Annotated in this window: 12 protein-coding genes and 2 pseudogenes; 7 read left to right on the forward strand and 7 right to left on the reverse strand. The window is 60.8% G+C overall.

Annotation, left to right across the window (positions count from 1 at the left end):
* Nucleotides 1-62: 62 nt before the first annotated feature.
* The 3 genes from DDF70_RS20680 to DDF70_RS20690 all read left to right on the forward strand — a co-directional run bounded on the left by DDF70_RS20680 (nt 63) and on the right by DDF70_RS20690 (nt 4007).
* On the forward strand, nt 63-560 hold the full coding sequence (locus DDF70_RS20680) for a tripartite tricarboxylate transporter TctB family protein (protein WP_114946728.1): 498 nt from the start codon (nt 63-65) through the stop codon (nt 558-560).
* Nucleotides 560-2065, forward strand: coding sequence for a tripartite tricarboxylate transporter permease (locus DDF70_RS20685; protein ID WP_114946739.1), 1506 nt, complete (start codon nt 560-562; stop codon nt 2063-2065). Before DDF70_RS20680 ends, DDF70_RS20685 begins: the two co-directional genes overlap by 1 nt.
* 487 nt (nt 2066-2552) lie before the next feature.
* Nucleotides 2553-4007, forward strand: coding sequence for an IS4 family transposase (locus tag DDF70_RS20690; protein ID WP_114946729.1), 1455 nt, complete (start codon nt 2553-2555; stop codon nt 4005-4007).
* Here DDF70_RS20690 and DDF70_RS20695 read toward each other — a convergent pair.
* Nucleotides 3934-4660 (reverse strand): annotated as a pseudogene (locus DDF70_RS20695) (IS6 family transposase). The gene DDF70_RS20690 and the pseudogene DDF70_RS20695 overlap by 74 nt on opposite strands.
* A gap of 98 nt (nt 4661-4758) precedes the next feature.
* Here DDF70_RS20695 and DDF70_RS20700 point away from each other — a divergent pair.
* Nucleotides 4759-5187, forward strand: a complete 429-nt coding sequence (locus DDF70_RS20700; protein WP_245435584.1) for a tyrosine-type recombinase/integrase — start codon at nt 4759-4761, stop codon at nt 5185-5187.
* A gap of 80 nt (nt 5188-5267) precedes the next feature.
* Here the strand turns inward: DDF70_RS20700 and DDF70_RS20705 are convergent, their stop codons facing one another.
* Nucleotides 5268-6617, reverse strand: coding sequence for an amidohydrolase (locus DDF70_RS20705; protein WP_114946730.1), 1350 nt, complete (start codon nt 6615-6617; stop codon nt 5268-5270).
* 372 nt (nt 6618-6989) lie between these two features.
* Here DDF70_RS20705 and DDF70_RS20710 point away from each other — a divergent pair, with 372 nt between their 5' ends.
* Entirely contained in the window at nt 6990-7508 is a 519-nt protein-coding gene (locus DDF70_RS20710) for a 3'-5' exonuclease (protein ID WP_114946731.1), read from the forward strand.
* Here the strand turns inward: DDF70_RS20710 and DDF70_RS20715 are convergent.
* From DDF70_RS20715 to DDF70_RS20730, 3 genes are all read right to left on the reverse strand, one after another.
* Complete coding sequence (locus DDF70_RS20715) at nt 7505-7873, reverse strand: hypothetical protein (RefSeq protein ID WP_114946732.1); 369 nt, start codon at nt 7871-7873, stop codon at nt 7505-7507. The genes DDF70_RS20710 and DDF70_RS20715 overlap by 4 nt on opposite strands.
* Before the next feature lie 1428 nt (nt 7874-9301).
* Complete coding sequence (gene minD, locus DDF70_RS20725) at nt 9302-10165, reverse strand: septum site-determining protein MinD (RefSeq protein ID WP_114946734.1); 864 nt, start codon at nt 10163-10165, stop codon at nt 9302-9304.
* Nucleotides 10166-11115: 950 nt separating this feature from the next.
* Nucleotides 11116-12471 carry an IS701 family transposase gene (locus DDF70_RS20730; RefSeq protein WP_114946740.1) on the reverse strand — a complete coding sequence of 452 codons (1356 nt, stop codon included), beginning with the start codon at nt 12469-12471 and terminating at the stop codon, nt 11116-11118.
* 45 nt (nt 12472-12516) lie between these two features.
* On the opposite strand from DDF70_RS20730, the gene DDF70_RS20735 reads away from it, so the two are divergent.
* Both DDF70_RS20735 and DDF70_RS20740 read left to right on the forward strand, forming a co-directional pair.
* The gene (locus tag DDF70_RS20735; RefSeq protein WP_114946735.1) at nt 12517-13176 is read left to right on the forward strand and encodes a DUF7986 domain-containing protein; all 660 of its coding nucleotides are present in this window, start codon (nt 12517-12519) and stop codon (nt 13174-13176) included.
* A gap of 90 nt (nt 13177-13266) precedes the next feature.
* Nucleotides 13267-13635, forward strand: coding sequence for a hypothetical protein (locus DDF70_RS20740; protein WP_114946736.1), 369 nt, complete (start codon nt 13267-13269; stop codon nt 13633-13635).
* Between the two features lie 225 nt (nt 13636-13860).
* Here DDF70_RS20740 and ilvA read toward each other — a convergent pair whose 3' ends face one another.
* Nucleotides 13861-15402, reverse strand: coding sequence for a threonine ammonia-lyase, biosynthetic (gene ilvA, locus DDF70_RS20745; protein ID WP_114946741.1), 1542 nt, complete (start codon nt 15400-15402; stop codon nt 13861-13863).
* 94 nt (nt 15403-15496) lie between these two features.
* Nucleotides 15497-15683: pseudogene (locus DDF70_RS20750) on the reverse strand (aminotransferase); the annotation flags it as partial.

Raw genomic sequence — 15683 nt, forward strand, 5'->3', positions numbered from 1 at the left:
CCTTCGCTTAGGCAAAGGCGTCCGGGTCCTTTCTGCTCATCCGTATGAAGAGAAATCCGTCGATGCAGTTGTCTGACCGTATCACCGGTTCGTTTGTCGCCACGTTAGGCGTGCTGTCCGCCTATGGCGGCTCAAGGCTTCCTCCCGTGCCAGGTCAGGATATCGGACCCAGCGCGTTTCCGATTGTCATCGGCATCGGTCTCATCCTGTGCGGTGTCCTCATTGCCCTTGGAATCGGGCACAGCTTCGAAGAGGAAGCCGAGGTTGATCTTGCGGCTGTCGAAGGTCCTTCGCAACACTCGCAAACGACGAAGCCTCTGATCTATAGGCTTCGTGCATTGCTGCCGCCGGGTCTGCTTCTGTTTTACGTGATTGCCGTCGATCGCCTCGGGTTCGTCCCAACGGCGGCTGTCATGATCTTTGTAGGTGCCCTCGCCTTCGGCGCCAAGCTGCGCGTGGCATTGCCGCTGGCGGCGATCGCTCCGATCGCAATTCACCTGATCTTCTACAAGCTCCTGCGTGTCCCGCTGCCTGCCGGTCTGCTCCCGATGCCGTGGTGATCATGAACGAACTCATTGAAGCCTTCCGTCTCGTCCTTGCCCCTGATGTGCTGATCGCGATCCTGCTGTCGTCGATCTACGGCCTTGTGATCGGATCGTTGCCCGGCCTTTCGGCTACAATGGCGACCGCACTGCTCGTGCCCGTGACCTTCTATCTCTCTCCGATCGCGGCGGTCGCCTCGATCATCGCGGCTTCAGCCATGGCGATCTTCTCGGGAGATATTCCCGGCTGTCTGCTGCGTATTCCCGGAACACCTGCTTCTGCTGCGTACACGGACGAGGCCTATGCGTTGACACGGAAAGGTCAGGCAGAAGTCGCTCTCGGCGCAGGCCTGTGGTTCAGTGCGCTTGGAGGGATCGCCGGAACGATCTCCCTCGTCGTGATGGCTCCCGCACTCGCAGAGCTTGCATTGAACTTCTCGACATTCGAGTATTTCTGGCTCGCTTTTCTGGGTCTGATGTGCGCCACATTGGTCGCGCGGTCGTCCCCCGTGAAGGCCATCGCCAGCATGTTGCTCGGGCTTCTCATTGCGTGCATCGGCATGGAAAATCCCGGCGGCGTGCCTCGCTTCACATTCGGGATCACGGAACTCCTTGGCGGCGTCGAGGCGATTCCGGCCCTGGTCGGCGTCTTTGCAGTCTCCGAGGTGATCCGCGCCATGGTGTCACCCGAACCGCCTCCCCTGCCGCGTCGCAAGTTCGGAAGCATTCTGTCCGGTCAACTCGACCTCACCCGCAAATACTGGCGTCAGATGACTCGAGGCAATATCGTCGGCATCATCATCGGCGTTCTGCCGGGAGCCGGCGCGGATATGGCGGCCTGGATCAGCTATGCGATGTCGAAGCGGTTCTCCAAGGAGCCGAAGAAATTCGGCACTGGTCATCCGGAAGGCCTCGTCGAGGCAGGGGCGAGCAACAATGCGAGCCTGGCCAGTGGCTGGGTGCCTTCACTGCTGTTCGGCATCCCCGGTGACACGATCACCGCAATCGCCATCGGCGTTCTATACATGAAGGGCCTCAATCCCGGCCCGACTCTCTTCACAGAGAGAGCCTCGAGCATGTATGCGCTCTACATCATCTTTGTTCTCGCCAATATCCTGATGATTCCGCTCGGGATCATCATGATCCGCGCGGCGAGTTCCGTTCTGCGGGCTCCCCGGGCGACAGTGATGCCGGTGATCCTCGTCTGTTGCGCCGTAGGAGCCTTCGCGACCGGGAACAACCTGTTCGCGGTCGTCCTCGTGGCGGCCTTCGGCGCCATCGGCTACGTGATGGAGAACAACGGCTATCCAGTCGCCGCGATGGTGCTCGGTATCGTGATGGGCACCATGGTCGAACAGAGCTTTGTCACATCGCTCATCAAGTCCGACGGGAGCCTGCTGCCATTCTTCGATCGTCCCGTCTCGGCTGTTCTGGCGGCGATGACCATCGCCGCGCTGCTGTGGCCCGTTTTCATCTGGTCCTGGAAGTGCATCCGACCTCGGCAACAAGCGCAGGCGTTGTGAGAAAACGGATGATCGTCATGATGGATACCTTCGCGCCGGGCTCTTTCGTGGCCGGACAGGGTTCTGTCGCAATTTCTGGCAATAGACACAGAAATGCTGGAGTGATTGGTTGGCGCTTATGCGGCGAGCCGCTCGAACTGCTCCGCGAGGGACGGCTGCAACTTGCAAGCATACTGGTTTTGTCGCAATTTCCGACTGCGAGCAGAAAGATCCGAACGTAGTTCGCATCCGGTTCATGCAGCGAGTCGGTCGAACTGCTCCGCGAGCGAGAGATTCGAATTGCAGGCGTACTTCGCCTGCTTGCAATTACCCACATTTCGGACTGAGCGGCAGCGCTTGCCTGACCAGTCTCAGGCGTGATTCCTTCAGGGCCACCCTATCATTGTGGGAGGTATCCCGTGGCTTGGGTTGTGTCTCACCCCTCCCGTGATTGCGTTGGTTTCCATGAACTTGGTCAACCAGAGCAAGGCTGCGTGGGAGCCGGACCATGACGAAGGCGCCACGCCCGGCGCCCGCTCCTGGAGAGGCGGGCGACGCTCCGTCTTGGGCCGAGCGGGAACTCGCCGGCTGCCGCTTTGGGGACAGACGTCTCGGTCAGCGCCTGGGCAGACTCCTGACCCACATGGCCAGTGCCATCGGAGGCAGCCTGCCACTCGCCTGCCAGGACTGGGCCAACACCAAAGCGGCCTATCGCTTCCTGTCCAATCCCAAGGTCTCTGAACACACGATCCTTCAGGGCCATTTCCAGGCCACCCGCACCCGCTTTGCCGCAGTCGACGGCCCCATCCTGGTCATTCAGGACACGACTGAGCTGTCCTACCAGCGCGCACAGCCCCGGCGGATTGGGGCCACCTGCCGGGTCAATAGCGGGCGGGACGAGGAAGGCCGCTACAGGATGCACACGGTGTGCGGAGTGCTGATGCACTCCTGCCTGGCCGTGACCGCAGAGGGGCTGCCACTCGGGCTATCGGCGATCAAGTTCTGGACGAGAGCCCAGTTCAAAGGCACCAAGGAACTCAAGCGCAGGATCAATCCGACCCGGGTGCCGATCGACCAGAAGGAGAGTATCCGCTGGCTCGAGTGCATGAGGCAGTCCGTGGCGCTGTTCGGTGCGCCTGAGCGCTGCATCCATATCGGCGACCGCGAGAACGACATCGACGAGTTCTTCTGCACGGCTCAGGCTTTGGGCACGCACTTCCTGGTGCGGACCTGCGTGGATCGGCTGGCAGGCGACGGGCAGCACACCATCGCCGACGAGATGGCAGAGGTGAAGGTCAGAGGACGGCATCAGGTCGAGGTCCGCAGCCCGAAAGGCGATGTGAGCCTTGCGGTCGTGGACCTCAGGTATCGCCGCATTCATGTTCTGCCTCCCATCGGCAAGCAGAAGCGCTATCCGGCCCTGACCCTGACGGTGATCCACGCGCAGGAACGTCACACGCCCAAAGACCGGGCGCGGATCTATTGGAAGCTGATCACGGATCTGCCGGTGCGATCGCGCGCCGACGCGATCCAGATGCTCGGCTGGTACGCCATGCGCTGGAAGGTCGAGTTGTTCCACAAGATCCTGAAGTCCGGCTGCCGGGCGGAGGAGACCAAGCTGCGAACGGCGGATCGGCTGGTGAACCTGCTCAGCATCTACTGCATCCTGAGCTGGCGCATCTTCTGGATGACGATGCTCAACCGCGTCGTTCCGGACGTGCCGCCATATCTGGCCCTGACAGCTCTTGAAATCGACCTACTCGACGAGTTGGTGAGAGACAAGGGCCAAGAGGGGCGACGGAGAAAGACACTCTCGCATTACCTGACCAAGATCGCTCGCATGGGTGGCTATCTCGCGCGAGGGCATGACCCTCCACCCGGCAATACCGTCATGTGGAGAGGCCTATCGCGCCTGATGGATATCGAACTCGGCGCCAGGATCGGAGCGCAAATCTATGGGTAATTGCAAGCTTCGCCTGTCGTTTACGCATCATGTGAACCATCTCGATCCCACCCAGGATCGACCGAGCGGATGCCATCGACTTAAACCCGAGCATCGGTCGAACCCGTCGCTTGACGGCGCGATGGTCCTGCTCGATACGATTGTTAAGATAACGGCTCTGCCGGATCCGGATCGGCTTCAGATTGCGTCTTGATGGATCCTGGAGCCGACTCTCCGTATCGCAGGCCAGGATCGCCTCCCGGTTCGTTTGGCTGCCGTCGATCACGATCCGCTCAGGCCGGCCATGCCGCTTGAGAGCCTTGCGAAGGAAGCGCTTGGCGGATGCGAGATTGCGCCGTTCGCTGAACCAGAACTCGACTGTATCACCATTGCTGTCGATGGCGCGGTAAAGGTACGTCCATCGCCCGCGGACTTTGATGTATGTCTCATCGATATGCCACTTGCCAGTGACAGGCCGCTTGCGTGAATGGAATCGCTCCAACAGTTCGGGTGAGTAACGGATAACCCACCTATGGATCGTGGTGTGGTCAACCGAGACGCCACGCTCGCTCGGCCATCATCTCCTCGAGATCACGCAGGCTCAGGTTGTAGGCCAGATACCAGCGCACGCACAGCAGGATCACCGAACGATCAAAATGCCTGCCCTTGAGCACGCTACTCTCCGCTACTGAGACGTCGACCCAGTAGCTGAAACTCTGAAACAAATTGTTGCGACAGATCCCCCGCCGATGCCGCGCCTGCGGGCACCCGCATGCTGCTGGTGCGCGGCAAGGGCGACAAGCAGCGCCTCGTGCCGCTGCATGAGCGGGCGATTGAGGCCATTGCCCTCTGGCAGCGGCTGGCTGCGGTCTATGCCGGGGGAGCGCCCTCCCCCTGGCTGTTCCACGCGGTCCGCCACGGCGCCAAGGCGCTGACCCGTCAGGCGGCTCTGCTCGAGATCAAGGAGGCGGCCGTGGCGGCAGGGCTCTCCAGCCCCGAGCGGGTGTCGCCGCACGTGCTGCGCCATGCCTTTGCCACCCACATGCATTCCGGCGGTACGGACTTGCGCGTGCTGCAGGAACTGCTCGGCCATGCCGGCATCGAGACCACCCAGATCTACACCCATCTCGATACCTCCCGCCTCCACCACATGGTCCGCGACCTCCACCCGCTCAATGAGGAGCGCACGTCAGTCGCCTGAACGGCACGGCCACGAACTCAAACGTCAATCAAGTTCCGAAACAGGCCCATGCATCGGCTCGTGCTCAATGATCCTCTCCTTCAATCTATCTTGGCCGCAGCCAAGTAGTTCACCGTCACTGCGGCCAGAGCCCTCACACCCACAACCAAGGCTTTGTCGTCGACAAGAAAATTCGGGCTGTGATTCGGAGCAGCTTTGCTCGGGTCCTGGTCCTTGGGCACGATGCCCAGATTAAAGAACAACCCAGGGACCTCGTTCAGGAAGAACGAGAAATCCTCCGACGCTCCAGAGCGTTCCGTGACTACGATATCGCCATCCGCAGCCCGCTCAAGCACCGGCGCCATGCGGGCTGTGACTTTGTCGTGATTCACGAGCGGGTCATACAGCTCAATCACTTCGACATCGGCCTTGGCGTTGGCGCTTTCCGCGATGTTCTCGGAAATCTGACGGATATCATTATGAACCTGGCCCCGCACACCGGCATCATAGGTGCGGATGGTGCCGCTCATCTCCACCGTTTCCGGCACAATGTTGAAGCGCGAGCCTCCGTTGATGGTCGAGACACTCACGACTGTCGGCGATTTCATCAGGTCGGTTCGGCGACTGACGACCGTCTGTAGGCCCAGCACGATCTGTGAGGCCGTCGTGACCGGATCAACAGCGCGCCAAGGGTAGCCTGCGTGGCCTTGCTTCCCTGTGACCTTGATACGCAGCTCGTCCGCACTGGCATTGGCGGCCCCGGCCCTGTATCCGATGCGGCCGCTTGGCAAGCCGGATGTGACATGAAGGCCGAACACTGCGTCAGGCTTTGGGTCCTGCAGAACACCTTCCCGGATCATCGCCTTGGCGCCCCAGATCTTGTCGGACCCGGCCGCATAGAGACTGGGCCCTTCCTCAGCCGGTTGGAAGATGAACTTCACTGTTCCGGGCAACTCGTCCTTCATGCCCGCGAGCACTTCGGCAACTGCCATTAGAATGGCCGTATGAGCATCATGACCACAGGCATGCATCACATCGACGTCACGGCCGAGATACTTTCCTTTCGCCTTGGAGGCAAAGGGCAGCCCATCCGGTTCTTTGACGGGCAAGGCGTCCATGTCGGCCCTGAGCGCCACGACCGGACCGGGCTTTGCTCCCTTGAGCACAGCCACCACCCCGGTCCGGGCGACACCGGTTTTCACGTCGAGGCCAAGCTTTGAGAGATGCTCGGCGACGAGGCCAGCTGTCCGCGTTTCCTGTTCACCCAGCTCGGGGTGCTGATGGATATCGCGCCGCCAGGCGATCAGCTTCTCCTCGATCTGTGCCGCCTTGGAGCGGACTTGCTGCTCGAGATCAGGAACAGGGGACTGAGCCCTCGAAGGATTGGTCGTGAGGCCCCCAAGAACGATCAGTGAGGTTGCAAACGCAAGTGATCGAAGTGGATGCGGCATGGCTCTGTCTCCCTGTTTGGATCAGCGTGCCGAAAAACAGGAGATCTGAATAGGGCTACGCTGTCGGCGCAATCCGCAGATCTGGCATTCCAAATCGACCCCTTGAAGGTTGGAAGCTCTGCGCTAAAGCGCACTCCTTGAATGCAGCACAAGAACACTGGATCAGGTACGTCGACCCCGTGGCAAAACCCTGACCCCTTGATCCTGAGTTCGTGGTGCGTGCAGCTGCCGATAGGGCACCATTGATGGTCGCATACCCTGCGACGTTAGCAACTTGGAACTTCTGTATCATTCATCACCAGCTTCCGGTATCGAATGGGTTATACACGACTAAACCTCCCATCGACCCACGAAACATCGACGATATACCCAATGAAGCCGGAAGACAGGTACATTGTCATCGACGTCGAAACCGCGCAATCTTACGATCATATCATCGAGATCGCCGCCGTTGAGGTCATCGGCGGGGCTATCTCCCCGCGCTCGTTTGTCCGACGGGTCAAGCCCCGGTCCGCCATGAGCCCTTTCTGCTACGCGGTACATCGAATTTCCCTAGCCGACGTGGAGGAGGAGCCGTATTTCGAGAACGTCGTTCACGATCTAATCGACTACGTGGGCGATGACACAATCGTCGCTCACAACTACGCCTACGAGTACAACACTCTCAAACGGGAGTTCGAGCGCGCGGCACGGCCGACGTATCCACGGGAACGCTTCTTTTGCACCATGGCCCTGGCCAAGCGATCCGGTCTTCCTGGCAAGCTCCGTCAGGCTTGCTCGCAGGCCGGCATCAGCATTGCTCACCTGCGTGCCGAGCACGACGCCTTAAACGATGCGTTGCTGGCAGCCCATCTGTTTCTGAAGCTCGGTCTGACCGAGAACAAGAGTTAGCTTCGCCTCAAGAACTCCAGAGCTGGTGGTAGGTCGTGTTCCTGTCGCGCTGGTCTCATCGCTTTGATGGAGGATTGTGGTCTGGCTGGCACTGCGTCAGTGATCCAGGCAGACCTCCCATCAGGCGTCTCCAGCGGACACCCAGCTTCGATATGGATCATTGCTTCCTGCAGCCACTCGGCTTGCTGTGCGGCAGAGAACTGCGAAAGATAGCGCTGATCCCGCTCCTGAAAGGCGACCTCCAAGTTGCCGTCGCCCCTGTCGCTGACCTGGATCATGATCTGATCCAACAGCCTTTCCTCGATGAGGTACCCATCCAGCTGGGCGGCTGTGATAGGACCGGTGACCGTCACCAACCGCTTCATGCCTCAAACCCTGTGAAAGGTTCAGGCGAGTGTAGGCAGTACCTGCGATGGAATGGTATGAGATTCTGCAAACATCCTTAATCGGCCAGGCGATAGAACCCGATATATGGCGGGCAAAGATCTTGTGCTGGGTTGATATTGAGCACGGCTTGCAGCAGCCTTCACAGGGTGCCGGCAAGTACCAAGTGGCAACTTGGCAGCCGATCAGCCTCTATGCATGTAAAACGCCATCCCCTCTAGCGAATGCGATGGCTCGGTGACCTTCAGCCGCGTTCATCCAGGTGAGAGCGTCAGCCCGGCAGATGAATTTCTCCCGACAGATCCTAGGCGTCAGTTTCCCCGGACTGGGACAACCACGCGCCAACATCGCTTCAGCTCCATAGGCAGCAGGATGTTCTTTGCTCATTGGACGTACCCAACGTGACACCCAAAGGGAAAAAACCATCAGGCCCATGGCTTTGACCAAGGGCGAGTTGCATTGGGCACTATCCCTCGATCCCGATTAGGAAGAGGTTAAACGGAGCATTCATACACATCATGGATCGGTACCGTCACGATACGAAAAAGCTAGGCCAAAGGCCCAGCCTAATGTCGAGGTCTGATATCGCGCCCCTTTGCATTGCAGCATGCCTCATGCAACAACTGCGCGGCGAGCATGATTTGGCTATTCGCCCTGCCCAGGCATCCGGCCCGATCTGTCTGGCCCCGACTTGGACTCACCTCACCAGGATGCAGGGTGAAGGCGCCGCTTCCACCGCTCATGTCGCGGCAGTTGAGTAGCGGCAGCCTGGCGCTTAGTTAGTCTGCGCTCGACCGCTTTCGTCCGTGTCCCCGCTGATGGCCAAATAAGCTCAGCCTCTGGTGTTTCCTCAAGATCACTTGCGATTGGGGAAAATTCGATCTGTTCAACACCTCCAGGAGCCTTCCTCCTCGGCTTCCGCGAACTGGCTTTCGCACATTCAATCTGAATTGACTGAATGTCATGAACGGATTTCGCGTCTGCAGACTGCGTGCGGCGGACAGGTTCAGCGGGACCCGAGCTGCTCCACATCGTTTCGACAATGCTCGGCAGGATGCGTGGGATAGGAGATGGCTTGGTAGTTGCCTCTGGCTCTCTCTTTTGGAAGTTCTCGGCGGGCTCAACTGGTGCCGGCTCAAACAGGCGTTTCGGCGGGAGGTGATGAGGCTGACCCGGAACGCGGGATTTCCTGATCTCGACAGAGAAAGGCTTGGTGGTCCGCTTCATCTCACATGCTGACTATCAATGAGGAAAGATGGTGACTTAAGATCGCGCTTGCATGACGTCAACCTTGAGAACGCAAGGCCTATCATCTGCAGGCTCATAAGCCTGCAGATGATAGAATATATTTTGGATGATTACTTCCCAAGCTGTATCAGATCCCGCTCTTGTGAGAGAAGCCCACAACTCTATGCGGCGCGTCGGGTGAACAGTCTGTGCAACAGGCGAGGCTTATCGGCAGCGGTAACAATTTCGGTATCCTCTCCCTTCAGGCGCCGCGCCGCGTCAAGGTAGGCCTGAGCCGGTGCACTGCCAGGACAGCCCAGGGTGACTGGAGCTCCAACATTTGAGCTCGGCAGCACTTCACCACTTTCAGGGATGATGCCCAACAACGGAATAGAGAGGATCTCCAGCACGTCCTCCACCTTCATGATCTCGCCACGCCGGGCACGGACAGGATCATAGCGGGTGAGCAGCAGATGCTTGTCGATGCGCTGGCCGCTTTCGGCTTTGGCTGTCTTGGCATCGAGCATGCCGATGATCCGATCGGCATCGCGGATCGAGGACACCTCCGGGTTCACCACGACAACAGCGACATCGGCGTGCCGCATCGCGAGCGTCGCACCCTTCTCGATGCCGGCTGGACTGTCGCAGATCACCCAGTCGAACAGCGTGCGAAGATCAGCGATGATCCGTGCGACTCCATCTTGGGTCAAACTGTCCTTGTCGCGGCTTTGCGAGGCTGGCAGAAGTGCAAGCGTGTCGAGGCGCTTATCCCGAATGAGGGCCTGTGAGAGCTTAGCCTCGCCTTTGATGACATTGATCAGATCGAACACCACCCGTCTCTCTGCGCCCATGACCAGATCGAGATTCCGCAGCCCGACATCAAAATCGACGACCACCACCTTCTGTCCGTTCTGAGCGAGTGCCGCTCCTAGCGCTGCCGTTGAGGTGGTCTTGCCCACTCCTCCCTTGCCGGAGGTCACGACGAGAACCCTGCCCTGTTTGCCCTTCGTCTTTGCTTTGGTGTGCTTTGGTCTTGGCTTCTTCATCGCTGGCATTTCTCCAGAGAGACCGTGAGGAGGCACGGCACCCACGCAGGCACACGCGAGATCGAGTGGCAGCAATAGCATCGAGGCCGGACCAGATTGGAGCAGTGCCGGATATCCCCGTCAGCAGACCCATTCGGCGCCAAAAGTGGTTACCAGACCATTAACAGGCACGAGTCAGTTCGGGCAGCCGCGGGATGGGTTCTTAGCAATCCGTTAACCATATTGCCGCGACCATCGGCTGACTGATCCGCTGAGATTCGGATCAGCCCTCTCCTCCAAAGCAGCCGGGGCGCGGATGAACCGCCTCGGTCTGCTTTGGGGACGTAAGCGTCCCGGTGCAGTAACTGTCTCGTAACCACAATCTCAATCGGACTTGATCCAAATGGCAGGCACGGCATTGGTCCTGTGTCTGAGCGCGAGAGGACTGCCCATGACCATTCTTGATCCGATCACTGGAAACCTCGTCACGATCGATACACCGCGCAGACCGCGCCGCTGACGTTCTTGGAGCTTTGGAGGATGGTGATGAAACGATCCTCAGCACGCCGGGCTAGACGCTGGATCATTCACGAGCTGACCCGCAGCCTCGATCAGCTATCCGACACCGCAGTCAACGCAACCCTGCTGAGCGACGGCAACAGCAGAAATGGCGATGACAGACCCTGAACTTAGCGACAGTGATGCAGTGCTCATGAGGAACACAAGCCTGCATGAGCAACGAGAGACCTCGTGTTGAGACAATTCGGCGATCCTGCTGGTGTGAAACATCACTTCTACAGCCATTGGAATCGCCATACTCGATTAATGTGACATCCTCGTTGACTCAACTCACGTTGGCCTCGCCACAAACAGCAGTTCGCATCGCACTTTGCTGCGACTGCGCAGTCGGAGATAAGGATTTTGCTCCTCTTACGAGCTCAATAACACCTCCTTAGCTCGACTTTGGCCATTTATGCTGGGTAGCAGAGTGTCGCTGTCAATCGGTTCAGAACATCGATTTGGGATTTTGTCATGTTGGTGGGCCGGCGTGACCCATTGGAAACCGCGGCGGCCCAGAGCGAGCGTCGGACGGCCGCCAGAGCATCGCTGAAGGTGATCGTGCGCTTGTCGTACCAGGCGGCACACCGTGGGCGAGCCAAACGCCGAATGGCGGGATCATCGGTCCAGAGGCTCACCAGCGAGAACAGCCCCAGCAGGGCTGGTGTCGTGCGGGCGATCGCCTTGTCCGACCATTGCCGTTGCGTCTCCATCCCCAGATGGCGGCGAGCCTCGGCAAAGGTCACCTCGGTGCTCCAGCGCCGCACAAACCAGCGTACGATCTCAAGAGGATCGGCCTCGAGGTCCGTGCACAGAAACGCCTGAGGCTTGAGGAGGCCGGCCACGTCGCGCACCAGAACATAGCGGATCGGCACGTGCTTGCCGGGATGGTGCCAGATCGCCGTGCCGGAGATGAACTCGATCAGGCGTTCGCCACCGCCGTACCAACCGTCGATCCAGACCCGCCGCCACGCCGTCTTGGGATGGACCAGGCGGTCGGCCAGGCTCGGCAGACGGTGCCCGACCATGCGGGGGCGCCCTCGGATTCCGGGCCGACGGCGCGGAGCCGGCGTGAACAGGCGCGCATCCAGACGCAGACGTGTGATCATGCACAGGCGATGCCGAACCGCATTCAACAGGTCAATCGCTGCGAAACTCTGATCGGCCACCGCCACGATGCGTCGGTCCGGCAGCCAGCGGGCGACCTGGAGGAGAGCTTGCCGGGCCCAGTCCGTGAGCGCCTTGTGACGCTGGCGATGCTCGCGCGAGAAGCGCTCGGAGGGCGCCAACACGGTCAGGAAGGGCAAGGCCCACACGCGACCGGCCCACGGGATCGGGACGAGCAGCATGACGGATAGCCAGCGCAGGCCCGAGGCTTTGACGAAATGGCCATGGGAGGAGCGGACCGGATCCCGGTAAATGCCACGAGCCTTGATCCGGCCGCCCCAGCGACGTTCGAGAGTGTCATCCAGCGCGATAATGATGGGCCCGGCCGGCACGAAGCTCGCCACCAGCAGACCGAGCAGGCGACGCGCCAGCTCGCGGCTGGACCACTGGTTGCGGTTGAGCACGCGGTGATAGTTCGTGAAGCTGCGGCTGCGGGCGAGGCCGACCACGGTGAGCATGGCCGTGACGGTGCGGCGCCCCGGGGTGAGAAGGGCGCCCAGAACGAGCACGAGGGCATGGCGGAAGGTTGGCCCGGTCAGGCAGGACCGGAACGGATCGAGCCAGGTGGACAGGTGGTCAGGAACATGGGGCTGGACGGGCATGGCCAGGATCTCCCACAATCAGGCTCAAGAGCCTGGGAGGTCGCCATGGCCGAAATGGGTCGGACCGAGATCCTGACGCGCTATCGTCATCTGCGCGCGATCAGCACCCACCATCACAACGAGGCCCTGCGCTTTGTGCCGGATTCGGCCCTGATGGAGCAGGCGCGCCGCTTAGGTCTTACGGTCGGCAAGATGCTGGTGGCCGAGAGCCTGGACGAGGTGACGTTGGCGTACGACCTGGCCCTCTACACCGCCCCGCCGGGCCGCTCGCGCGGGATGGACCGCTATGTTCGCCACGCTGCCGCGGCGCCCGGCTCGGATGAGGACGTGATGCTGCAGGCCCTGCTCCGGGCCCGCTTCTCGGTCTGGCGGGTTGAGCGCCGGCATGAGACGGCTGGCTTGGTGATGCTGGATCTCATGCGCCAGGACGAGGTCTGGCTGGTCGACGAGCATCTGGAGCAGACGGCTCATCCTGGCACCTCGCTGGCAATGCGGCTGAGCACACCGGAGGCGTTTGCGATGACGTGCGGGGTTGTCGTGCCGGTGGATGCCGAGATGATGGAGGAGGTGTTCGATACCATGCTGGAGCGCGTGCATGGCGATGCCGACGCGATTGCCAATGATCGCCGGTTTGCGACCGCAATCTATCGGATTGCCGTGATGGACGCGCTCATGAGCCTGGTGAGATTTGCCGATCCGGACTGACCCGCAGGTGGCCGACTGGCCCGCAGAATTGGCCAAAGTCGAGCTTAGCTCTTACTGCGTAATCAGAGCCAGTGCTGAGAAAGGCGATCGATGGCACTGCGGTGGAAGCCAACCATTCCTGACGACAACAGCCCTGATGATGTGGTGGGCAGCCTGCACCTGCACGTCTTCGCGCGGGTGTATCGTGTTTCGAACGGAAGCAACGAGGGTCGTTTTCGTTGGTATCTCAATGACGTTCCGGCCTCAGCCGGAGTGAGATTGCAGGGGATTGAGGATACGCAGAGGAAGGCTCAACAGGCCGCCAACCTTCATTTCCAGCAATGGCTCAAGTGGGCTGGGCTGAGGGAAGCCCCTGTGCGAGGCAAGAAGCAACTCGCCCTCCCCTTGCACCTGAGCTCTCAGTCCGAGGGTGGCAAGCCGACACGGAAAATCAAGCTAGCGGCCGGACCCGCACGCTGACCTCAATCGATAGTCTTGGAGAAAGAGACCATCCGGATCGCGAGGATCAACTATCCAGTTTGAACCGTCAAAAGGGCGACGGTGTAGGCGGCATTCTCACGAAGAACAAAGCTGCTCCAGCCTGAGCGACACCACCTCATAAGACAAGGCTTATGGCCGAAGCCCTCCGGGCAGAGCGTTCCAGCACAATCCCCAGCCGAGAAGGAGCGCGTGGGCAGTTATGCCTCAGACGCGGGCGGGTGGATCCTCTGTGCCCCGGTTCAGGAAGGAGCGGTACGCTGGATTGTCGCTCTCGTCCCAGTACGGGTATCCAAGCTCTTCCAGACTGCGCTTGAGCTGCGCGCGCTCCGCGGTGGGAACCTGGATACCGGCCAGCACCCGCCCGTAATCGGCACCGTGATTGCGGTAGTGGAACAGGGAGATGTTCCAGCTCCCGGACAGCCCGTTGAGGAACTTCAGGAGGGCGCCGGGCCGCTCCGGGAACTGGAAGCGGAAGATCAGCTCGTCCTGAAGGCCGGGCGCGTGTCCGCCGACCATGTAGCGTACGTGCAGCTTGGCCATCTCGTTGTCGCTCAGGTCGAGCACGGCATAGCCCTGCTCCCGCAGCATGGCGATGATCTGCTGCTTTTCCAGGTCGCCTTCCGAGAGTTGCACGCCGACGAAGATCTGCGCCGCCTGAGGATCCGAGTAGCGGTAGTTGAACTCGGTGATCGAGCGCTTGCCCAGCAGCTGGATAAAGCGACGGTAGCTGCCGGGCTGTTCGGGAATGGCCACTGCCAAGAGAGCCTCGCGGTGCTCGCCGAGCTCAGCCCGTTCGGCGATGTGCCGAAGCCGGTCGAAGTTCATGTTGGCGCCGCTGTTGATCGCCACCAGCCCCTCCGGCCGCGATCCCTCGCGTTCCACGTACTTCTTCAGTCCCGCCAGGCTGACGGCGCCCGACGGCTCGGCAATCGCTCGGGTGTCCTCGAAGATGTCTTTGACCGCCGCGCAGATCTCATCGGTGCTGACGGTGATCACCCCGTCGAGCAGCTCGCGGCACAGGCGAAAGGTCTCCTCCCCGGCCTGACGCACCGCCACGCCATCGGCAAACAGTCCAACCTGATTCAGGATGATGCGCTCACCGGCGGCCAGGGCGGCCGCCATGCTGGCCGCGTCCTCCGGCTCGACGCCGATCACCTTGACCTCGGGCCGCAGGAACTTGGTGTAGACCGCCACGCCCGCAGCCAAGCCCCCTCCCCCGATCGGCACGAACACCGCCTCGAGCGGATCGGGATGCTGGCGCAGGATCTCCATGCCCACCGTGCCCTGCCCGGCAATCACGGCGGGATCGTCATAGGGATGGATGAAGGTGAGGCCCTTCTCCGCCTCAAGCTGCCGCGCATGGGAATAGGCTTCGTCAAAACTCTCGCCGTGCAGGACCACGCGACCGCCCTGCCCTTTCACGGCTTGAACCTTGATCGTCGGAGTGGTGCGCGGCATCACGATCATGGCCTTGGCGCCAAGCTTCTTGGCTGCAACGGCCACGCCCTGGGCGTGATTGCCGGCGGACGCGCAGATCACTCCCCGCTCGAGGGCCTCGCGTGGGAGACCTGCCATCTTGGCATAGGCGCCACGCAGCTTGAACGAGAACACCGGCTGGAGATCCTCGCGCTTGAGCCGAACAGGACTACCCAAGCGCTGGGACAGGCGCGGCATCGCATCAAGCGGGCTTTCAATCGCGACGTCATAAACCGGAGCGGAGAGGATCCTGCGGATATAGTCCTGCACGTCAGCGCGGCCCTTTCGTTCAGCAAGGCAGCTCACAGGCCGCCTCGGGATCCTGATACACTCTCAACCAGGGCATGGCATCAGGTTGAAACAGCTACTGTGCCTGTGCTGCTCGGGGCACCACGTTGTGGAGCGTCTGGTCGGCAGTGTCGAAGAACCTGCGGATGTTGCGCGCGGCCTGGCGGATGCGCTGCTCGTTCTCCACGAGGGCGATGCGCACATACTCGTCGCCGTGCTCGCCGAAGCCAATACCCGGCGCCACCGCCACGTCGGCCTTTTCC

It is taken from the genome of Microvirga calopogonii (assembly GCF_003347665.1).
Taxonomy (GTDB): Bacteria; Pseudomonadota; Alphaproteobacteria; order Rhizobiales; family Beijerinckiaceae; genus Microvirga; species Microvirga calopogonii.